Genomic DNA, 22,157 nt, shown 5'->3' with positions numbered 1-22,157 from the left:
CATTAGAAGCCTAATTTGCTAACTTTGTAACAAATCTATTTAAAATAAAATGGGTACAGAAATAAAACTCAAAGGTGACAAGGTCATCGAACAGATTCCTTCTATAAAAGACAAAGCTTTACGCATTAATTTAAACGAGAATATTTACGGGACATTTGCTGAAATCGGTGCTGGACAAGAAACCGTTAGACACTTTTTCAGATCCGGAGGTTCATCGGGAACAATTGCAAAAGCAATGTCTGCCTATGACAAAGATTTTAGTGATGCGGTTTACGGAATTGAAAGTGATGGAAGATATGTGACGGAAAACCGTCTGAAAAAAATGCTGACTTTTGAAGGAGAGCTTATTGAAGAGCGTTTGAGCCGTGAAAAACATCCAAACAAACTTTTCTTTAGTTATGCGAATACCGTTGCAACTATTGATTTTGCAAAACAATTTAAAGGTCATGGTTGGGTTGGAATCCGATATCAAATTGAGCCGGACGAAGCTTACAACGAAATCATTCTACACATTCGTTTTAAAGAAACCGATGCCAGACTACAACAGGAAACACTTGGTATTTTAGGGGTAAACTTAATCTACGGTGCTTTTTACAAATACAATGATCCAAAACGATTACTTCGTTATTTATACGATCACTTAGACAAAGATCAATTAGAAATTGACACGATTAACTTCTCAGGACCTCGTTTTGCTGATGTTGACAATCGTTTGATGAGTTTACAATTGGTTAAAAACGGAATGACTGATGCGGTAATGTTCAATCCTGAAGGAAAAAACATCTTACCAGCTGCTATTTTATACAAAAAGAACCTTTTAGCTTTAAGAGGAAGTTTTCGTCCCGTTACAAAAGTTAACATGGACATGTATGAGAAGTCATTAAAAATGTTTCTCGAAGAAAACAAAGTTGACAAAGACAATACTTTGGTGGTTTTTGAAATCACACTTTCGAATTTACGTTCAGATGGTGAAATTGACGAGCGTGACTTTATGGACAGAGCCGAATTACTTTGTTCGCTAGGTCAGACTGTTATGATTTCAAATTTCCAGGAATATTATAAGGTTGTTGAATATTTTGCAAACTATACCAAAGCACGTATGGGACTGGCAATGGGTGTTAACAATTTAGTTGATATTTTTGATGAGAAATATTACCGTCATTTAAGTGGTGGAATCCTTGAAGCTTTCGGAAAATTATTCTACCGAGATATGAAAGTATTCTTATATCCGATGTTAGATGAAAATGGGACTCTAATGAATTCAACGAACTTAAAAGTACATCCACGAATGAAAGAATTGTACAAATTCTTTAAATTCAACGGAAAAGTGGTTGATGTCGTTGGTTACGATCCACATAATTTGGAAGTTTTCTCTCGCGAGGTTCTAAAAATGATCAATCAGGGAAAAACCGGCTGGGAACATATGTTACCTCCAGGTATCGCCGAAATCATAAAAGAACACCATCTTTTTGGTTACCATCCGGAGAAAGAGCTGAATCAGACGAATTAAAAAAAAATCCCCTTAGAAGAAATTCATTCTTTTTAAGGGGATTTTTTTTTAGTATTCAGTCGCAGTACTCAGTTTTCAGTCGCAGTTTTCAGTCTCAGTTTTATACTAAACGCTGAGACTGAGACTGAATACTGAGACTGGGTACTTATTTCAAAATCTGCGCTGCGTGTTCTTTTGTTTTTACTTTTTCGATTACCTCGTCGATGATACCGTTTTCGTCTATTACAAAAGTAGTTCTGTGGATTCCATCATACTCTCTTCCCATGAATTTTTTAGGTCCCCAAACACCAAAAGCATTGATTACCGATTTATCTTCGTCGGCAATTAGCGGAAAAGGAAATTCATATTTATCTTTAAATTTCCCTTGTGCTTTCTGACTGTCTGCACTTACACCTAAAAGTTCATAATTATTGGCTTTAAAACGCTCAAAATTATCTCTTAAATCACAAGCTTCTGCCGTACAACCCGGTGTACTAGCTTTAGGATAAAAGAAAACCACTAATTTCTTACCCGCATAATCCGCCAATTTATGCACTTTTCCATCCTGATCTGTTCCCGAAAATTGCGGCGCTTTATCTCCTTTTTGTAGTGTTGTCATATCTTGTTTATTGTTTACTATCGTTCTGTGAAAATGTGAAATGCCAAATGTTTGATGTGAAATATGTTTGTAAGATCTGAAATTTTCAATTTTATTAATTTTAACTTGTCAGAATACGCATTTTACATTTCACTATACACATTTCACTAATAAAATTATGCTATTTTTACGGGACTAAAATTACGGAAATGAATAAAGAAGCTCGCGTACAATTTGTTATAAATACGTTAAAAGAACTCTATCCTACTATACCAATTCCTCTTGATCACAAAGATCCTTATACTTTATTGATTGCTGTTTTACTGTCAGCGCAATGTACAGATGTGCGGGTGAATCAAATTACGCCTTTACTTTTTGCAAAAGCGGATAATCCGTATGACATGATTAAAATGTCGGTGGAAGAAATCAAAGAAATCATCCGTCCTTGTGGATTATCGCCAATGAAATCGAAAGGAATTCATGGTTTATCACATATATTAATTGACAAACATGACGGAAAAGTTCCGCAAAGCTTTGAAGCACTTGAAGAATTGCCGGCTGTTGGTCATAAAACAGCAAGTGTTGTCATGTCTCAAGCTTTTGGAGTTCCGGCATTTCCGGTTGACACACACATACACCGATTGATGTACAGATGGAACCTTACTAATGGGAAAAATGTAGTTCAAACTGAAAAAGATGCCAAAAGATTATTTCCAAGAGAAATATGGAATGATCTGCATCTTCAGATTATTTGGTACGGACGTGAGTACTCCCCTGCCCGCGGCTGGAGTTTAGAAAAAGATATTATCACCCGAACCATTGGGAAAAAGTCTATTATTGAGGAGATGAATAAAAAATTACAAGTTTAACCGCTAAGTTCGCGAGGGTTTCGCAAGGTTCGCAAAGTTTAATTATAGCATTACGACTCCTATCTAATTTTATACCTAATTTTTTTTCACGCAGATTTAGCAGATTGCGCAGATTTTTTTTCAAGAGTTAAAGAAGATCTGCCTAATCTGCTAAATCTGCGTGAAAAAGAAAATCTTTGTGAGCCTTGCATTTAATTTTTAAAGTAAAGGTTAGCGTAAAGGTTTTAAAATAAACATGGATTTTGCCATTTGGAATTTAATTCCCCTTATAACAAATACCGATACCTATTTTAAAACCTTTACCTCTTTATACCTTTAAACCTTCAAACTTATTCCCTCTCTACATCCCTCCTTTCAAAGAATTATACTCATTGGTCATATCAAGTGATTTATAAACTCCCAAAAGTGTTTTTGTAACGGACGTATTTTTAGGTTCAATAAGAAGTGCTTTTTTAAGATATGGTATAGCACTTCTGGTTATATCATCTTTTTTAGCATTTAGTTTGTCATACTTTTGCATTTCTGCTGCGCTGGTACCTAAAGTCGCAATCTCGTCTGCCAATACCTTTTTCAATTCTAATTTCAAATATGCCAAATTGATATACGCATCTATATTGTTAGGATCTAACTCCAAAACATTATTATAGATTACTTCTGCTTTGGCGAAATCCTTTTTTTCCAGATAGGCATAAGCTAAATTCTTATTGACTTCTGTTTTCTTGGATGGAATAGACTCCGTTCTTGGTTTTTCGTAAAGCCCGGCCTGAATAGCTGATTCTCTTGCTTTCGGTGAGATAAAAGTATCTTCTTCTTTTGTTTTTTTATTTGTAGCGAAATAAAGGATTCCTTTTCCTGAAAACTTAATCTTTTTTAACTGTTCATAATATTTTATGGCTAAGTCATAATCTTCTCCGTTTATAGAAGCTGCGGCCGCGTTATATAAGTTCAAAGTATCTTTTTTATCAAACAAATAAACCTCGTAACTCTTTTTTGCACTTTCTTTGAAATTACCAGTTTTAAAATCATTCATCGCGCCGTTAACGAGATTCGATTTCATTTGTTTTAATGCGGCATTCGCTTTTATACTGGATTTGTATTTACCGGATTCGTTTTCGTATAACAAAACATCCTGATAGGCTTGCGAGGCCAGAGTGAAGTTATTGGCTGCATCTATATTTTTGGTCGCTAAATCCTTTAATACATTTCCTTTTAAAAAGTAAAAATCAGATTTGTCTTCATCGGATGCGTTAAGAATAAGATACTCTGTTTTATTCAAAATCGTAATCGCATCTTGGGAATTACCTTTTTCAAAAATAGATTGGGCTTCTTTTATTTGTGCATTTTGTGCATACGCACCAACATTTACCAGTAGTATGGATACTATTATAAATTTTATTTTCATTGGAGATTAAGTTTGATTTTTAAAATAGATTTTGGGCCTAATTTTGCGACCAATTTTTAGCAGTAAGCCAGCTTAAAAAATTACCATTAGAATATTTTAAACAAAATATCCTTTATGATTCCAGACAAAACGAAGGTTTATCAATGTCCAGTGGCTTTCTTTTAAACAAAATTGTGTCTTTCTTTTAATATCCTCTCGTGGATTTAAAAGTGTATCAAACTGAAAAATTAAAAAGGGTAGTTTTTTATCATACTGAGCATTTTACAGGTTAAACATATCACATTACTTCTTTATCATAATTACAGAAAAAATATCATTTTAACAATATTTAAGCTATAAATATTTTTTAATCAATAAATTATTAAAAAGAATTTATTTTTAACTAAAATAAAATTAAAAACTGAATGCACAAATAAAATACAGGCAATTTTTTAACTAAAATATAACATTTTAGGTAAAATAAGTAATAACTTATGATTTACTAATTATAAGAAAGTATTTTACTATAAGAATAGTCTTGAATTACATTTTTGATCCTATTTGAATATTTTGCACTTTTTAAAAAGACAAATGGATCAAACTTTAAAATTGTGGAGTTTATGGGAGCTCTTCGGCTTTGCTCAGAGTGCTCTTCGACTTCGCTCAGAGTGACAGGCTTATTGGTTTTAACAAACCTTTGTTTTTTTGTTGGGAATGATAAAATTATTTAATCCGTTGCTTGTTTTTGTTTTGCTACAGATTAAAATGATTAAATAATCTGTGTAAATCATTTTAATCTGTGGCAAAAAAAACAATTCGTGACAATTGGTATAATTCGTGGCAAAAAGATCACCCATTAATCGGCTTATTCTTTCTACAGGTAAAACTAATTCAAGTTTTGCGGTTTCCAAAAACTTGAAACTTGAAACTCGAAACCTGAAACAAACAGAAAAACTCACTAGCTGTACTTACATACCTATAGTGAGCTTTCAACCAAACGACCAGTTGGTTTTTCTTTTTAAAATATATCCCGTTAAAAGTACCGGGCAGTTTAATTCGCTATTATCTCAAAACTTTTGCCTTCCACTTTCACAACAGAAAGTGCTTGTGAATAGCTTAATAAAAAAGAAACAACTTCTTTTCTAGGTTTTAGGTCTTTAGAAGCTAACGCTTTTTTAGAGTAAATTTTCGCCATACTATTAAAATGATTTGTTTTATAGTATAACGAACTAATACTCAAAATAGTATTAGTTGGTTAAAATAATTTGATGTTTGTCAATTATTTTTCTCAAATTCATTAATGCATAACGCATTCTTCCTAATGCGGTATTGATGCTTACCCCTGTAAGTTCTGAAATTTCTTTAAAACTCATGTCTTGATACATGCGCATTACCAAAACCTCTTTTTGATCTTCAGGAAGCTCTTCGATTATCTTTTTCAAATCCACCTCAACCTGATCAAAGATCATTTTGTTTTCGATTGTCAAAGAGTTGTCCGACATTACAGAGAAGATAGAAAACTCTTCTGTTTCTCTGTACATGGGCATTTTTTTGGTTTTACGAAAATGATCTACAATTAAGTTATGCGAAATACGCATTACCCAAGGCAGAAATTTTCCTTCTTCATTATAGGAATTACTTTTAAGGGTTTTGATTACCTTAATAAAAGTATCTTGAAAAATATCATTTGAAATATCTCTATCAGCAATCTTCGAATATATAAAACCATATATCTTAGATTCGTGTCTTTTTATTAGTGTCGCCAAGGCAGTTTCGTTGCCTTCGATATAGTTTTTTACTAATAGAGCGTCTGGAATATGCAGATCAACCATAATACTACTTTTTTAGTTTCTGTTTAAAATTTGGAGTAATTTTTTCTAAAAAGTAATTTTATGTAATAGGCGGATCTTTTTTTGTGAGTTATGTTAATATTCTGTTCAAATTTAACAAATTATTATTCTAAAAAGCAAATTAGAACGACAATTAATTAATAATAAAAAGGGCACTATTGCAAATTAAAAGTAATTTTTAGGTGCAAAGTGCTTAAAATCACCAAATAACAGCGACTTCTTTAACAATTTAAAATGAAGAATAACAAGTTAAAACATTCAGTACAAACAAGTTATCCTTCATTTTTTTGTACTATTTATAGTACTTATATTGCTATTGATAAACACGAATATAATCGATATAGTACTTTTGAGGCAATATACTATCATCAACCTCAGGCCCTCCAAAGTTACCTCCGATCGCTAAATTAACAATTATATAAAAGGGCTTATCAAAAGGCCAGGTATTTTCATCTTTTACCTTAGGATCAAAAGTATAAACTAAAGTAGTGTCTACAAAAAAATCAATTTTATCTTTAGACCATTCTATTGCGTATACATGGAACCCTTCTTCAATATTAGGAAATTCTGTTCTTTTGGTATTGATTGTATTCCCGTGACTGTCTTGTGTATGCAGGGTTGTATACACCATATGAGGATCTCTTCCGATGTATTCTAAAATATCAATTTCGCCTGTTTTTGGCCATTTTACCTCATCAATATTAGCGCCCAACATCCAAAATGCCGGCCATAAACCGTGACCTACAGGCAATTTTGCTCTCGCTTCTATCCTGCCATATTTAAATTCTTTTTTTCTTTTGGTTGTAATTTTAGTAGACGTGTACTTATTTCCTTCTTTTCTAGCTTCAATAATCAGATTTCCGTCTTTTATTTCGTGGTTTGTCTTGGTATAAATCTGTCTTTCATTATTACCATAACCACACAAATCCGGACAGCCGTCTCCCAGTTCAAAATTCCAAAAGGTCTCGTTTATTTTCTTTTTGTTAAAATTTTCTTCCCAGATGAGTTTTCTGTTTGTCTGCTGTGCAAAACAAAAGCTGCTCATTAATACCAACACGATTATTTTCTTCATACGTACGTTTTAAATTTCTACAATTAAGAAGGTCAGCCTGCAACTGACCTTCTTCTTTTATTCTTACTACTCAACTCGTTGTTGCTGTTTTAAATCACATCCAACGAATTACTTTATTGATACCCTATTGATACACTCTCACATAATCAATCTCCATAGCCGACTGTGTAAAGGCAGAATCAATCGCACCTCCGAAGGTTCCTCCCATCGCAACATTCAAAATCAGAAAGAAATCCTTATTGAATGGCAAAGTGGCATCATTCGGAACAGAGTGAATCAACTCTGTGTCAACGTAAATTTTTACCGATGCAGGTGACCAAATCGCTTTATATACATGGAACTCTGTGGATACATTAGGAATGGTTTTAGAACCTGTATTCGCATTTCCTCCGGAACGTCCCGGATAATGGAGTGTTCCGTGTATCAAGTTTTGACTGTTTCCAACATGTTCCATAATATCTATCTCGCCACATGCCGGCCATGCATTTGTAGCATAATTGGCACCCAGCATCCAGATGGCGGGCCAGGTTCCTCCTCCTATTGGAAGTTTGGCGCGAACCTCAACTTTACCATACGTAAAATCAAATTTTCCTTCCGATTTTAAACGTGCAGAAGAATAATTGAATCCACCTGAGGCTTCTTTTTTTGCAGTGATTTTTAAGTTTCCTCCTTGTACTACTACATTTGATGCGGCATTGGTATAATTTTGTTTTTCGCTATTTCCCCATCCGTTATCGCCATTTCCTAAGTCATAGACCCATTTGGAAGGATCCGGTGCTCCATCCGTATTAAACTCATCAAACCAAACTAAATTGGTGTAATCTGTAGTTGGATTTTGATTGGGCGGTGTTGTGGTAAAGGTATGATACCAAGCCAATGCTGTGTTGCCTCCCATTACGGCTCTAACCGTCATTCTGTTTTCGGTTATTGATAAAATCTCGTAAGAACTTTGTCCAATATAGTACCCCATAAAACCTCCATCAGAGAAATTCAACATCGTTCCTCTGGTTTGCTCGGCATGTTTTGGGTTTTTCATCACTACTGATTCTGACGGACCTAGTAAAACCGATTTAATTCCGCTCGCATCGTATGCCAAACAAGCATCAGAACCGGAACTTCCGCCACCGATGGCTTCGAAAGCAGCATTAAAGAATGTAGCTCCGCCATTGTCTAACTGATATTTTAATTGTCCATCTACTAAAGAGAAAGTCAATACGTTTTCGTATAAACAGCTGCTCGTTGGCGAGCCTGCTTTTTCAAAAGGAGTGGCTTTGTAGTAATCCGGAATCCAGTTTTTATCGACATTGTCATCATTTGGACCTACACCCAAATGCCCTACTTCTGCCGCGGCCCAATACCATTTTTTAGAAGTTCCTGCTGTTAAGAACTGTACGGCTTGCTCGTCTTTGAAATCACTAAAAACCTCAACCTCCATTGTTATATTGGTTGCGACACCACCTCTTCCATAAGCAATAACAGTAACCGTGTATTTATTAATTCCTGTGGTATTAAATCTCTTTTCAGAAATTCCATTCGGCGAATTTTCCGAGCCACCATCACTAAATACGTATTTATACGAAATAACCTTATCTGCAGTGGCTTTAAAATTAACTTTTCCTGATCCGTCACCATAAGGCATCTCGGCCGTCTTACCTACTATCTCAGCGGTTATCTTAAGATTTGTTGGCGTGTCTATTGCCCCAAACGCATAATCTTCTTTTTGACAACTCATTGCCAGTATTGCAAAAAGGAACACGAAGTATTTAATATATTTTTTCATTTCGATTTTTTTATAAAATGTAAATTCACTTTAAATGAATCAATAAGACTTACTTTCTATTTATGAAAATAAACGTTATCAATATAAACAGTATGACTTCCGGCAGGCTTTCCTGAATAGATCAACTGTGCAATATGTCCTCGCGTAGTTAATCCTGTAAAGTCACTGAGAGGAATATCCAGACTCACCCAGCCTCCCTGTACGGGCGCCGTAAACTTAATTTCGTGTTCAACATCATCACTTCCTGCTCCGTTGTAAACGCCATTTACTCCAAAATCGACTAGTTTTATTCTAAATTCTGTAAAATCAGAAGACCATACGTCTACGTGAAAATGTGTCATTGCAGTGGCATCAATTGGTGCAACAGGTTCAACACCTACGAAATCTAAATCTGCGTATTTTTTTACTGCATTTCCGCTAATGGCGGTCTCCTCCAATACAGCACTTGACCATGAAGTTCTCCAGGTACTCATTGGTATATTGGTATACGCATCACTAAACAATGAAATAACGTCTCCGGCTGCTTTTGTTGGTGTTGGAGCTGGGGTTAAACTCGTACCTTCTTTATAAAAATAAATATTATCTATAAAAACCGTTCCTTGTGCCCAAGGTGTTCCAACCAATTTCAATTGAAAAATATTGGTCACGATGAATCCATCCTGGCTTGTAAAAGCCGAAATCGGAATGTCTATACTAGTCCATTGATTTGCAGTAAGATTTTTCACAACCGGTCTTTCTTTACTTGCTGTATTGATTAAAGAAGTTTCAATTTTCTCTACATCAGCTGTCCAAACATCCATGTGAATGTAATCCATACCGGAAACATCTATAGAAGTCCCCTCCGCTAATGCAATCCCTTGGTAACTCAGCTTGATATAATTCAGCATTTTATCACCATTCAGATCAAACTCACTCCAACTACTACCTTGGCTTGCTTGTCCCCAATCCGGGAAATAATTGACTCCGGCAAGGTTTGTATATTTAGACCCATAAATCGAAATTACATCTCCGGCTTGTCTGTTTGGAGGCGTTGGCGCTGATGCTGTCGGGTTTAGAATAAGGATGGCTTCAAACTGCTGCGTTTTTTCTGTAGTCTGAATTGCAGCACTTTTTGAAACAACTCGTATCGTATAAACTCCCGCTTGCTGATAGGTATAGGAAACAGGATCTCCATTGTTTGCCGAAACAGGGTCCGGTTTTCCTGCTTCTCCAAAATAAACATCGTAGAACAAAGCAAAATCGGCTGTTGCCTTAACGGTTACTTTTTTTGAGATAGCGATATCATTTGTAATAAGAACCACTAAATTTTCGGGAGCTCTGAAAGAAACTACCACTTCTTTGTCTACTGTGGTTATTTTTCCGTTGATTCCCATTGCAGTGATTTTAGCTTGATACACACCTTCAGCATAGGTATGTACGATTCCTTCTCCGGGAGCTACATAAGCCGATTCGGCGCTACCATCCCCAAAATTGATTTTGTACTGCGTTGCACCTTCACCTTTAGGAACAAAAGTTACTTTACCGGTATTATCCTGCGTTACGGTCGTCAAAGCCGAAATATTTGCCGGCGCACTAACGCTATCTAAATCAATAGTACCACCGTCATCGTTTGCACAACCTATAAGTGTGGCTAAAACGAAAAGACTTATAATAAAATGTATTTTTTTCATAATTACTTTTTTTTAATAACCCTGATTTTGAGGCCAGTTTCCATTAGCAAATTGAATTTCTTCAATCGGCAGCGGAAATAATTCGTTTTTATTTGCTTTAAAACCAGGTATGGTTCCAGCTGCTTTTCCGGTTCTTACTAAATCAAAGAAACGGTGTCCTTCTCCGAAAAGTTCTACTCTTCTTTCATTCAAAATCACATCCGTCAAAGAAGCTCCTGTAAGATTTACATCATGATTGTTGTCTCCAAAAGCACGTCTTCTGACTTGATTCAGGTATTCTTTTGCTTTGCCATCGTCGATTGCGCCTCTGTTGTAGGCTTCTGCTGCCATCAATAAAACATCTGCATAACGAATGGCTCTGTAATTATTTGGATTTGTCAGGTTCAAATCTCCCTGAGAATTGGTACTTCTTTTTCTTGGAATGTATTTTCTGTTAAAGAAACCGGTGTCTTCATTCCCTTTTCCGAATTTAATTCCGTTACCACCATCATAACTTGCATTTGCCAAAGCCCACGCATTAATATCCAAAATAGCAACCTCTTTGCGTTTGTCTCCTGCCGCAAATGCATTTGCACTTTCCTGCGTTGGAAGATTAAAACTAAAACCTGATGTGTAAAGCGGTCCGTCATAACCTCTTACTCCGCTAAAACCTACGGCAACGTTTCCTTCACTACATTGTAAACAGGTAAAAGCTGCTCCTTCAACATCGGTATATTGAACTTCAAAAACAGATTCATTTCCGTTTTCTTGCTCTGCTTCAAATATTTCATTGTAATTAGGTAGTAAGGAATAACCTCCCGTAGTAATTACAGTTTGTAAAATATTCGCAGCCGGAACAAATTTATTTTGGTACAAATACACTTTACCAAGCAATGCCTGAGCAGCACCTTTTGTAACTCTTCCTTTTTGTGAAGGTATTGGAGATAAATTAGCTGCCGCGAAAATCAAATCGCCTTCAATAGCAGCATAAACTTCTGCTACTGATGAACGTGGTATCTTAGTTTCATCTCCAATTTTAAACCTCGCGTCGCCTTTCATCGGAATACCACCAAACCATTTCACTAATTCAAATTGGTAGTAGGCTCTAAGAAAACGGGTCTCCGCTATAAGTTGTGTTTTACCTTCAAAATCTATTTTATTTTGAAATTCAAGTATATAATTAGCTCTTTGAACACCTGCAAACATCCAGTCCCATACATCTTTAAGGTTACTGTTTGTCGGTGTATGAATCATATCATCTATTTGCTGAAAACCAATTACATCTGTTGGGCTTTCTCCTCCACAAAGTGTATTGTCTGATGCAATTTCACCCAATAAAACATTTACATATGTGGCTTGAAGTAAATCGTAAGCTCCGATCAAAGCCTGATCGTAATCGGCCTTTGAATTGAAATAATTCTCAGAGTCGATGGAATATGGCGGAGTGGGATCAACAAAATCATCCGAACAGGAAATCGTTACGGCTGAAAACAGTGTTACCATTACTATTGTTGTAAAAAAATATTTTTTCATTTTAATAAAAATTAAAAATTAATGTTTAAGCCTAACAAATAGGTTCTTGGAACGGGATAGAATCCATAATCGATTCCGGCTCCAATAGGAGATTGTGATACTCCATCTCTATTTTGAGGTCCAAAGGAAGCTCCGGGATCAAAACCTTTGTACTTTGTAAAAGTGTACAGATTATTTACTCCTGCATACAGTCTTAGTTTTGTTATTCCGGCCTTCAGCGTTACTTTCGGGTCAAGTGAATATCCTATCTGTATATTTTGAATTCTCAGATAAGAAGCATCTTCAACAAAATAATCGGAGAAAACATTGTTTGCCGTAGCTCCTGTTGTAACTCTTGGTGTCGAATTACTGGTTCCTTCTCCGGTCCAGCGGTCTAAAACATAATTTAAACGATTGGCGTTTGTAACGGTTCTTTCGTAGTTTCTTACCATGTCATTTCCGACAGAGGCAAAAGTAAAGAGCGCAAAATCTACATTTTTATAATTCAGTTGTAAATTGAATCCCATTGTGGCTTCAGGAATTGGGTCTCCAATATTTGTTTTATCCTGAGTATCAATTTTTCCATCACCGTTTACATCAACAAAACGAAGATCTCCCGGCGCCGCATTGGCTCCCAACGCTAATTGAGAAGGATGCGCTGCAACTTCTGCCTGATTCTGAAAAATCCCATCGGTTTTATAGCCATAAAAATAGCCAATTGGTTTACCTACTTCCATACGGGAAGGCGCCAATTGCCCTACTCCAAAGGCTCCTCCGGGAATAAATCCGGTACCATTGTTTACTTCCAGCACTTCGTTTTTCAAAAACGTCACGTTGTACCCCACACTTAATGAAAACGAATTAGAAAATTTTTCTTTATAATCTATTGAAAATTCAAACCCGGAATTTCTAACGGTACCCGCGTTCACTGTTGGCGGACTTGCACCAGGTGCTCCGGTACCATTAATTCCTGAAACAGGGACATTGGGAATCAACAAATCTTTTCTCGTATCAATAAAGTAATCGGCAACGATGGAAACTTTGTCATTAAAGAGTTTTAAATCTAAACCTGCATCAAATTTTTTCGCCTCTTCCCATTTTAAATCAGGATTTGGCACTTGTCCTGTTGCTTGACCACTGGCCAAAGAACCTCCAAACACATAGGTCGCTTCACCATTTAATAGAGAGATATAGCCGTAATTTGGAATTTGATCATTCCCCAGCGTACCATAACTGGCTCTGAACTTTAAAAAATTAAATGTTTCAGATTTGCCAAAGAAATTTTCGTCAGAGATCACCCATCCTGCGGTAAGAGAGGGAAAATAACCTACTTTGTTGCCCGGACCAAACTTAGTAGAGGCATCACGTCTGATCATAGCCGAAAACAAGTATTTTCCTTTGTAGTCGTATTGCACTCTTCCAAAATAAGAAAGCCTTCTTTGATCGTACACATATCCGGCTGTATTGACCGCGACCGGCACTCCTCTTGTTAAACTAATGTCGGCATACTCCCAGGAATTGTTCGGAACATCAAAACCGGTAGCATTAAAACTGTTTCCCCATTGTTTGTAGATGGTATTACCTATTGTAGCGACTATGTTATGATGTTCTGCAATTTTAGTCGTATAAGTTCCAAAAAGGTCAAATGAATAGTCATTGTCATTCGTTGCACCCTGATTAACCGAACTTCTCAATACGTCAAATACTTTATCACTAGGATTAATCCAGTACAAAAGTTTTTTCGCAAAAGTTTTTGATTCACTGTTAGAGGTATTAAAACCTATAGAAGACGATAACGTAAATCCTTTAAAAATTTTATAATCCAAGCCAAAATTTCCATTGATTTTTTTATAATTATAGTCATTATAAGTATTTTCAATTTGTGCTAATGGATTTATAATTTCGTTTCCAAATCCGGCTATAGGCACTTTGGTAAGTTCACCATTAGCATCGTAAGGAGTCATCGTTGCAGGCACGTTTAAGGCATTAAACAAAACCGATCCTAATCCATTTTCATTTAATGTTTTTCTGGTGAAATACGTATAAATAACATTGGTTCTTAATTTGAATTTTTCGCTTAAATCAGCACTAAGGGCTATTCTAGCTGTATTTCTTAAAAAACCTGATTTATCACCTCCTACTATACCTTCCTGATCTAAGTGAGAACCACTTACAGAATACGTAATTTTTTCTGAACCTCCCGAAATAGTCAAATCGCTATTGAGAATAGGCACTCCTGTTTTAAAAACCTCATCCTGCCAATTGGTTCCTTTGCCTAAACCGCTTACGTTCGGGTAAAGAACCGGTTTTCCTCCATTGGTATAACTTTCGTTTAACAATAAAGCATATTCTGTGGCATTCAACATTTGTATTTTTCTGGATGTTTCCTGAAATCCGGTGTAACTGTTGAAAGAAATTTTGGTTTTAGAATTTTTCTTTCCCATTTTGGTCGTTACTAAAATAATTCCGTTTGCTCCAATCGTCCCGTAAATGGCGGCCTGAGCATCTTTTAAAACGGTAATAGTTTCAATATCGTTTGGGTTTAAAATTCCTAAATCGCCGACATAACCGTCAATAATTACGGTAGGTGAATTTTGTCCATTAGTAGCAATACCACGAATACGGATATCCAACGGAGCTCCCGGCGAACCTGATTGTGTGGTCACATTTACTCCCGAAATAGTTCCTTGTAAAGCTTGTTCGATTCTTGCTGGTTTTAAAATATCAAGTGTTTTACTGTCCAGAACCGCTACTGCTCCCGTTACTTCTCTCTTTTTCTGGCTACCATAACCAATCACAACAACTTCGTCCAGTGATCTGGCATCCTCACTCAATTTCACGGTTATTTTAGGTCCCGTAACCGCAACTTCCTGCGTCCGAAAACCAATATAACTTAAAACAATTATAGTCCCTTTTGGAACACCTGAGAGCTTAAAAGATCCATCAAAGTCTGTGGTTGTACTTTGTGATGAACTTTTAACTTTTACATTCACACCAGGTAATGATAAACCTGATCCATCCAGTACTGTTCCGGTCACATCAAAAGTCTGCGAGAATGCAAAAGATGTAAACAGTAACAATACCATTAGTAATAATTTAGATTTCATAATTAGTTAGTTTTTATTGAAAGTTAAATTTATCGCATCCTTTTAACAATAACCCAAAATTAACCTCAACAAAAAACATACATCATAAAAAAATAAGACTAATTTTTAAGATATCATAAAACAAACCCTTATTTAACTGTAAATTACAAATGTTAATTTTTTTAACATTTACATCGAAAATGCACAACAAAACGTTAATGTTGTGGTGATGTATAGGTGTTTTGGGGCGCTCTTGGGTTTCCTATACAGCCAGAATGTACTCTACTAAGCCATTTTCGTGCTGTAAATCCATTTTTTTGCGTAAACGATATCTTTTTATCTCCACACTTCGAACGGAGATATTAAACAAGGGAGCGATTTCTTTTGAAGAAAGATTCAATCGTAAATAAGCACAAAGGCGCAAATCGTTGGGTGTTAATAAGGGATGTAAAAGCTTAATTCGCTTTAGAAAATCTTTATCGGCACTATCAAATGCTTCTTTAAAAACCTTCCACGAATCCTCTTCGGTAATGTTATCGTTTATGGTTCTGATCACCGATTTGATGTTTTTAGTATCGTCCTGAGCTGTTTTCTTTAAATCTTCTTTGATAAAAGCCAAAAGTTCATTTTTACTATTCAAACTCATAGTCGAAACGGCCAGCTCTCTGTTTTTAGTATCGACATCTTGCGACAACTGTTCGTTTCTTAACTTCATGAGTTGCTGCTCATTTTCCAGCTCTTTTATCTCCAGCAAAAGATTGTTTTCTTCGATTAACTTCTCTTCTTGTTTTCGGTAAAAATTACGATAGGTTTTGTTCACAAAATAGGCCAGAATAAGGATTAACAGGAAATAAATAAAGTAAGCCAGATAGGTTAAATACCAAGGTTTTAAAACCACAAAAGTATAAACCGCTGTATTCTGCAAAATTGTATTGGCGTATTTAGCTTTTAATTTGAATGTATATTTGCCCGGCGCCAGATTTTTAAAATTAACCGACGATTTTGTACTCCATTCGCTCCAATCGTTTTGAAATCCTTCGAGTAAATATTGATACTCTGTGTTGATGTATTTGTTGTACTCGGGAACGGTGTAGTTTAAGGTGATGTTATTTTCATTCGATTTAAAACGTCCTTCTTCATTGAGCACAACATCCTTCAGCGTTTGATTTTGCTTATTAATTGAAATTTCCGAAATCAAGACGGTATAGTTTTTAAAACTTAAATCATCAATATCCAGCATATAATAGCCATCAGTAGTTCCGATTAAATAAGTTGATTTTGAAATTTGTGTAATATTCTCAAAACCCAACATCGAATTGGTCAGAGAGGACGGAATCGGAATTATGTTTTGTTTTAACTGATTGCTAAGTTTGCTGGCAGAGAAGTAATGAATGTAGTTTTTAGAGAAAAGCCATATTCTGTTGGAATTATCTACAATTAATTTACCGGAAGTATATTCGTCCTTTTCAAAAATAGAACTTAGTACTTTCTCTTTTTCAAATTGTTTTGTGGTAGGATTCAATTTAAAAATCCCTCCTTTATAAGCATAATAAATCGAATTATTGAATTTTATTAAACTTGCATTTTTTCCTTTTTTTGGAGCTGAATAGGCATAGAATTCTTTTGCTTTTAAAAGGCTTTTGTCCAGTTTAAACCTAAAAATCCCCTTGTACTCGTGGCTAACATAAACCTCCAGATTATTTGTTATTTCGAAATAACGGGAAGAATAATCAAATCCCTGAATCTTATTTCTAAACTGCCATTGATCCCCTACTTTTTCTAAAACCGAAATTCCGTAATAATTCCCTTGTATTAACTGGTTTTTCGCATTCGGAACGGATTCAAATTTCCAGGTTCCTGAACCGGAGAAAATAGTTCTTGCTGAGGTATTCGCCACGATAAAAGTCCCGGAATCGTGCCCACAAAAAAGCGTATTATCATAAACAAACAGCGACCAAACTTGTCCTTTTGTTCCGCTTATAAACTGAAAATCTCCATTGCTTTGGTATTTTTTACAAAACAATCCCTGATTGGTACCTACATACAACATTCCGTTATAGGTAATCGATGCATATACGGTTCCCAAAACTCCGGTATCGTCTGTAAAATTATGTACCGGTGTTTGCAGATTGATACAATTAATTCCATTATCAAGACCCACCCATACATTTTGATCTTTATCTTCAAACAAAGACAGGGCGGTATTGTTGCTCAAACCTTTACTTTGCGAAATATGGTATCTTAATTGCCCTTCTTTTGACAGAATATAAATCCCATTTGAAACGGTCCCTAAAGCATATCCTCCATCTTGTAAACGCTGACTGCTGTACACAAAACTTGATTTCAAATCTGCATCTACAGCGGTTTTAAATGGTGTTAATGCAGTTCCGCTTAGCTTATAAAATCCGTCTAATTGGGTTTGAACTAATAAACCATCATCAAGTGTAAAAACATTAACAATAGTATATTTTTTAAAAACGGGATGATCTGAAATTAGTTTTCCTTTTCCGGCTTCAATTTCAAAAAGACCTTCGTTTGCGGTTTGATAATAAATCGAATTTTTGTTACTGAACGATTTTATAACCCCTTTCTCAGGCGAAATGATTTTGAAGTTTTTTGTTTTTGTATCGTAAATATAAATTCTGTTTAAAGACTGAAACAAAATCCATTGATCGTATTTTAGAATGTTCCAAAACTGTTCGTCGTCCAGAATTTTTGATTTAATGGTATCACTTAACGAAGTATACGTCAATTTTCCGTTTGGCTGTCTTGTCCAATAGCCAAAATTCATATAACAACCTGTGTAGATCTTATTGTCGATTACTTTTACAGAACGCATTATGGTTTCGTTTGGCGTCGGATATAATTTCCAATTGGTACCATTAAACTCCAGAAGGCCCTCGTTGTTGGCAAAATACAGGTAATTTTGCTCGTTCTGAGAGATCATCCAACTTTGATTTCCGGCACCATAAACGATGGGCGGATATTTTACAATTGGCGGCAGCTCTTGCGAAAACACCGTAAAGCTGACCAAAACAAATAGCAGATGTAATTTTGATTTCAAACTGGAATGGTATTAATTTACTATAAAAACTGCTCTAAAATAGCTTATTTTATACTGATACAATAACTTTTTAATAAAAAAACCAATATTAAAAAATGAGAAACCAAGCTGTAAATTGTTAAGATTTGGATCAATCTCATTAACTAAACTCAAGTCAAAATTGATTACTTTTGTAGAAATTGACTTTTTTTATGCAAATCGACCTTTCTACACTCGACCCAAAACATAATATTATCATTAAAGGCGCACAAGTACATAACTTAAAAAATGTAGATGTAGCTATTCCCAGAAACAAACTCGTGGTTATTACAGGACTTTCAGGTTCCGGAAAATCGAGTTTAGCCTTTGATACCTTGTATGCCGAGGGACAGCGTCGTTATGTGGAGAGTTTGTCTTCTTATGCGCGTCAGTTTTTAGGTCGTTTAGACAAACCAAAAGTTGAATATATCAAAGGGATTGCACCGGCAATTGCGATTGAGCAAAAGGTAAATACTACCAATGCCCGATCTACTGTAGGAACATCGACTGAGATTTACGATTATATGAAACTGCTATACGCCCGAATTGGTCGTACGTACTCTCCGGTTTCAGGTCAGGAAGTAAAGAAAAATACCGTTACTGATGTTGTTTCAGATGTAAAAACATTGGAATTAGACAGCAAATGGCTTTTATTAGCTCCCATTCATCTGGAAGAAGGAAGGCAATTGGAAGACAAACTAAAAGTGCTTCTTCAACAAGGTTTTGCCCGTATTCTTGTGAATAATGAAATGGTTCGTCTGGATGAATTTGCTGAGGCAGAGTTACATCAATTTGACAATAAAGACATACTGCTTATTATTGACCGAATCGTTGTAAAAGAGGAAGAAGAATTCTATAATCGTCTGGCAGATGCGATACAGACTGCTTTTTTTGAAGGAAAAGGGATTTGTTATCTGCAAGAATTAAACTCAGAACGAAGATTTTCTTATTCTAATAATTTTGAATTGGATGGCATTACGTTTTTAGAACCAAATGTTCATTTATTCAGTTTCAACAACCCCTACGGTGCTTGTCCGGTTTGTGAAGGTTATGGAAATATTATCGGAATAGATGCCGATCTGGTGGTTCCGAATACTTCTTTATCTATTTTCGAAAGCGCCATCTATCCCTGGAGAGGTGATAGTATGAGCTGGTACAAAGAGGAACTGGTTAAACATGCTTATAAATTTGATCTTCCTATTCATAAACCTTATTTTGAACTGTCAGAAGAACAAAAAGAGCTGATCTGGAGTGGAAATCAATATTTTCAAGGGTTAAATGATTTCTTCAAAGAGTTAGAAGAAAAAAATTATAAAATCCAAAACAGGGTAATGTTATCCCGTTACCGTGGAAAAACAAAATGCCATGTTTGTCGTGGTAAACGCCTACGCGAAGAAGCGTCCTATGTAAAAATCAATGGAAAAACGGTCTCTGACTTAGTCGATTTGCCAATTAAACATCTGGTTACTTTTTTCAAAAATATAGAACTAAACGTTTACGAACATCAAATCGCAAAACGTCTGATGATCGAAATCAATAATCGTTTGTCATTCCTAACCGAAGTAGGTTTAGACTACCTTACTTTAAACCGAAATTCTGCAACACTTTCAGGAGGAGAATCACAAAGAATTAATCTGGCTACCTCTCTCGGGAGTAGTTTGGTTGGGTCAATGTACATTCTAGATGAACCGAGTATTGGTTTGCATCCAAAAGATTCAGAACGTTTAATAAAAGTTTTACTCTCTCTGCGTGATTTAGGCAATACCGTTATTGTTGTAGAGCATGACGAAGATATCATGAAGGCAGCCGATATGATTATCGATATTGGTCCAGAAGCCGGTACTTTTGGTGGACATCTTGTGGCACAAGGTACTTATCCAGAAATCCTGCAATCAGAATCTCTGACCGCAAAGTATTTAAATGGAGATCTGGAAATTACCGTTCCGAAAAAAAGACGAAAATTCAAAAATCATATTGACATCGTTGGCGCCAGAGAAAACAACTTAAAAAATATTAATGTTACTTTTCCTTTAGACGTTTTGACAGTCGTTACCGGTGTATCCGGAAGTGGAAAAAGTACCCTGATAAAGAAAATTTTATTTCCGGCCATGCAAAAAATGCTGGAAAGTGCTTCTGAAAAAGCGGGGCAGTTTAGCGAAATAAAAGGCTCTTTTTCGCAAATAAAACATATTGAGTATGTCGATCAGAATCCGATTGGAAGAAGTTCGAGATCTAATCCTGTTACATATATCAAAGCCTATGATGATATTCGTGATTTGTACTCCAAAGAAAAACTATCAAAAATAAGAGGGTATCAGGCGAAACATTTTTCTTTTAATGTTGATGGAGGCCGATGTGAAACCTGTAAAGGAGAAGGTTCTATTAATGTTGAAATGGTCTTCATGGCCGATGTGCAGCTACCTTGCGAAACTTGTGGAGGCAAACGCTTTAAAAAAGAAGTCTTAGAAATTACTTTCGATGATAAAAACATCAACGATATCCTTACGATGACGATTGATGATGCTATTGCTTTTTTCGAAAAAAACAAACAAGCCAAGATCACTCAAAAATTACAACCGCTTCAGGATGTAGGTTTAGGGTATGTGCAATTAGGGCAATCTTCTTCTACTCTTTCAGGTGGTGAAGCGCAACGTATTAAGCTGGCTTCCTTCTTGGTAAAAGGAGCTACAAAAGACAAAGCTTTGTTTGTATTTGATGAACCTACCACCGGTTTGCATTTTCACGATATCAAAAAATTACTTGCTTCGTTTGAAGCATTAATAGATAAAGGTCATTCGATAATTGTTATTGAACACAATCTGGATCTCATCAAATGTGCTGACTGGATCATTGATTTAGGCCCGGAAGGTGGAGAAAATGGAGGTCATTTACTAGCGGTAGGAACTCCGGAAGACATTGTAAAAGTAAAAGAATCGGTTACTGGAATATATTTAAAAGACAAACTGTAGGTTTTGCACAAAGCTTTACGAATACTATTTCGTTTAGTCAGTGCAAGAATGACAAAATAGTAAAAGGAGAAATCAAAAACCTTAGATCAAATCCTTTTAATTAGTGTAATTCGTGGCCAGCTTTTCTTTGTATTGCTATCACTCTGAACCAGCGTACTTATTTTTGTACCACAGATTTCGAGAAAGTACATTTTTGGGATAGGAAATACAAAAGTAGAATAGCACGCAGATTTTGCAGATTTAACAGATTTTTTCAAAAAACAATGAAAAAAAATCTGCAAAATCAGCATGAAAAAAATAAATAAATTGCGTTTAATACGTAACTAAATAACTCAAAAAATAAAACGGCCAGAAATCCTATTTCTGGCCGTTTTACTTACTGTTAGCTGTTACTTTTAAGCTACTAAACATTTCTCTTCAAAAGGAAACCCGTCTTCATCTATTGCGACTAATATTTTTTTCTGTTTAGACGCTTCCAGAGTAAGATAAAGCCATGCAAATGACCATAACCCCAAAGTCAGACAAAAAATTGTAAAATTCAAACTGTGATTGACCACTTTTCCCCCTTTTGAAAGAACTGCAAAAAGCAATTCATCATTTCTTTCTTCCAGTGTAAATCCATTATGAACTTTATTCGATATCATATTAGAAAATACTTGTAAGCTTTGTTCCTGACTAAGTTGATTGTGCTTCATAATTACCAAATTAAATTAATCCCAATACTTCCACTCTCATTGTTAATTTTTCTTAATTACTATCAATTATTTCAATCTACTAAAACACCATTACTTTATATTTATTGCATTTTATTAGATTTTTT

At 35.4% G+C, this 22,157-nt stretch carries 14 protein-coding genes; 3 read left to right on the top strand and 11 right to left on the bottom strand.

The genetic code is table 11. From position 1 onward, the window contains the following. Positions 1-49 precede the first annotated feature (49 nt). Positions 50-1,510: a TonB-dependent receptor gene (locus LNP23_RS12770; RefSeq protein WP_047778763.1), complete on the top strand. Its 1,461-nt coding sequence runs from the start codon at positions 50-52 to the stop codon at positions 1,508-1,510. A gap of 145 nt (positions 1,511-1,655) precedes the next feature. Here LNP23_RS12770 and bcp read toward each other — a convergent pair whose 3' ends face one another. After that, the gene (gene bcp, locus LNP23_RS12765; RefSeq protein ID WP_230001434.1) at positions 1,656-2,108 is read right to left on the bottom strand and encodes a thioredoxin-dependent thiol peroxidase; all 453 of its coding nucleotides are present in this window, start codon (positions 2,106-2,108) and stop codon (positions 1,656-1,658) included. Between the two features lie 188 nt (positions 2,109-2,296). On the opposite strand from bcp, the gene LNP23_RS12760 reads away from it, so the two are divergent. Next, the gene (locus tag LNP23_RS12760; protein WP_047778765.1) at positions 2,297-2,956 is read left to right on the top strand and encodes an endonuclease III domain-containing protein; all 660 of its coding nucleotides are present in this window, start codon (positions 2,297-2,299) and stop codon (positions 2,954-2,956) included. Between the two features lie 340 nt (positions 2,957-3,296). Here the strand turns inward: LNP23_RS12760 and LNP23_RS12755 are convergent, their stop codons facing one another. From LNP23_RS12755 to LNP23_RS12715, 9 genes are all read right to left on the bottom strand, one after another. Continuing rightward, positions 3,297-4,358, bottom strand: a complete 1,062-nt coding sequence (locus tag LNP23_RS12755; RefSeq protein WP_047778767.1) for a tetratricopeptide repeat protein — start codon at positions 4,356-4,358, stop codon at positions 3,297-3,299. A 1,030-nt stretch (positions 4,359-5,388) separates the two neighbouring features. Next, entirely contained in the window at positions 5,389-5,532 is a 144-nt protein-coding gene (locus LNP23_RS12750; RefSeq protein ID WP_165579396.1) for a hypothetical protein, read from the bottom strand. 52 nt (positions 5,533-5,584) lie between these two features. After that, complete coding sequence (locus LNP23_RS12745; RefSeq protein ID WP_047778768.1) at positions 5,585-6,169, bottom strand: RNA polymerase sigma factor; 585 nt, start codon at positions 6,167-6,169, stop codon at positions 5,585-5,587. A 331-nt stretch (positions 6,170-6,500) separates the two neighbouring features. Further along, a complete protein-coding gene (locus tag LNP23_RS12740; protein ID WP_230001432.1) occupies positions 6,501-7,259 on the bottom strand; it encodes a glycoside hydrolase family 16 protein in 759 nt (252 codons plus the stop codon). Between the two features lie 124 nt (positions 7,260-7,383). Then, the gene (locus LNP23_RS12735; protein WP_230001430.1) at positions 7,384-9,039 is read right to left on the bottom strand and encodes a glycoside hydrolase family 16 protein; all 1,656 of its coding nucleotides are present in this window, start codon (positions 9,037-9,039) and stop codon (positions 7,384-7,386) included. Positions 9,040-9,095: 56 nt separating this feature from the next. Further along, the gene (locus LNP23_RS12730; protein WP_230001428.1) at positions 9,096-10,709 is read right to left on the bottom strand and encodes a PKD domain-containing protein; all 1,614 of its coding nucleotides are present in this window, start codon (positions 10,707-10,709) and stop codon (positions 9,096-9,098) included. Between the two features lie 12 nt (positions 10,710-10,721). Next, positions 10,722-12,221, bottom strand: coding sequence for a RagB/SusD family nutrient uptake outer membrane protein (locus LNP23_RS12725; protein WP_230001426.1), 1,500 nt, complete (start codon positions 12,219-12,221; stop codon positions 10,722-10,724). Between the two features lie 11 nt (positions 12,222-12,232). Further along, positions 12,233-15,307, bottom strand: a complete 3,075-nt coding sequence (locus tag LNP23_RS12720) for a SusC/RagA family TonB-linked outer membrane protein (RefSeq protein ID WP_230001419.1) — start codon at positions 15,305-15,307, stop codon at positions 12,233-12,235. A 241-nt stretch (positions 15,308-15,548) separates the two neighbouring features. Further along, positions 15,549-18,350 (bottom strand): triple tyrosine motif-containing protein, encoded by a 2,802-nt coding sequence (locus LNP23_RS12715; RefSeq protein ID WP_230001417.1) that lies wholly within the window; start codon positions 18,348-18,350, stop codon positions 15,549-15,551. A 191-nt stretch (positions 18,351-18,541) separates the two neighbouring features. Between LNP23_RS12715 and uvrA the strand changes: the two genes are divergently transcribed. Continuing rightward, entirely contained in the window at positions 18,542-21,337 is a 2,796-nt protein-coding gene (gene uvrA / locus LNP23_RS12710; RefSeq protein WP_230001415.1) for an excinuclease ABC subunit UvrA, read from the top strand. A 395-nt stretch (positions 21,338-21,732) separates the two neighbouring features. On the opposite strand, the gene LNP23_RS12705 is transcribed toward uvrA, so the two are convergent. Continuing rightward, complete coding sequence (locus LNP23_RS12705) at positions 21,733-22,032, bottom strand: hypothetical protein (RefSeq protein WP_047778776.1); 300 nt, start codon at positions 22,030-22,032, stop codon at positions 21,733-21,735. Positions 22,033-22,157: the final 125 nt, after the last annotated feature.

The organism is Flavobacterium cupriresistens, from assembly GCF_020911925.1.
Classification (GTDB): domain Bacteria; phylum Bacteroidota; class Bacteroidia; order Flavobacteriales; family Flavobacteriaceae; genus Flavobacterium; species Flavobacterium cupriresistens.
Note: the sequence above shows the minus strand (reverse complement) of the source record. Positions and strands in the feature narration are given on the sequence as shown.

Bases quoted from the DNA above. Each gene is read 5' to 3' on its own strand.
- LNP23_RS12770 (WP_047778763.1), top strand. From the start codon at position 50: ATGGGTACAGAAATAAAACTCAAAGGTGACAAGGTCATCGAACAGATT.
- bcp (WP_230001434.1), bottom strand. From the start codon at position 2,108: ATGACAACACTACAAAAAGGAGATAAAGCGCCGCAATTTTCGGGAACA.
- LNP23_RS12760 (WP_047778765.1), top strand. From the start codon at position 2,297: ATGAATAAAGAAGCTCGCGTACAATTTGTTATAAATACGTTAAAAGAA.
- LNP23_RS12755 (WP_047778767.1), bottom strand. From the start codon at position 4,358: ATGAAAATAAAATTTATAATAGTATCCATACTACTGGTAAATGTTGGT.
- LNP23_RS12750 (WP_165579396.1), bottom strand. From the start codon at position 5,532: ATGGCGAAAATTTACTCTAAAAAAGCGTTAGCTTCTAAAGACCTAAAA.
- LNP23_RS12745 (WP_047778768.1), bottom strand. From the start codon at position 6,169: ATGGTTGATCTGCATATTCCAGACGCTCTATTAGTAAAAAACTATATC.
- LNP23_RS12740 (WP_230001432.1), bottom strand. From the start codon at position 7,259: ATGAAGAAAATAATCGTGTTGGTATTAATGAGCAGCTTTTGTTTTGCA.
- LNP23_RS12735 (WP_230001430.1), bottom strand. From the start codon at position 9,039: ATGAAAAAATATATTAAATACTTCGTGTTCCTTTTTGCAATACTGGCA.
- LNP23_RS12730 (WP_230001428.1), bottom strand. From the start codon at position 10,709: ATGAAAAAAATACATTTTATTATAAGTCTTTTCGTTTTAGCCACACTT.
- LNP23_RS12725 (WP_230001426.1), bottom strand. From the start codon at position 12,221: ATGAAAAAATATTTTTTTACAACAATAGTAATGGTAACACTGTTTTCA.
- LNP23_RS12720 (WP_230001419.1), bottom strand. From the start codon at position 15,307: ATGAAATCTAAATTATTACTAATGGTATTGTTACTGTTTACATCTTTT.
- uvrA (WP_230001415.1), top strand. From the start codon at position 18,542: ATGCAAATCGACCTTTCTACACTCGACCCAAAACATAATATTATCATT.
- LNP23_RS12705 (WP_047778776.1), bottom strand. From the start codon at position 22,032: ATGAAGCACAATCAACTTAGTCAGGAACAAAGCTTACAAGTATTTTCT.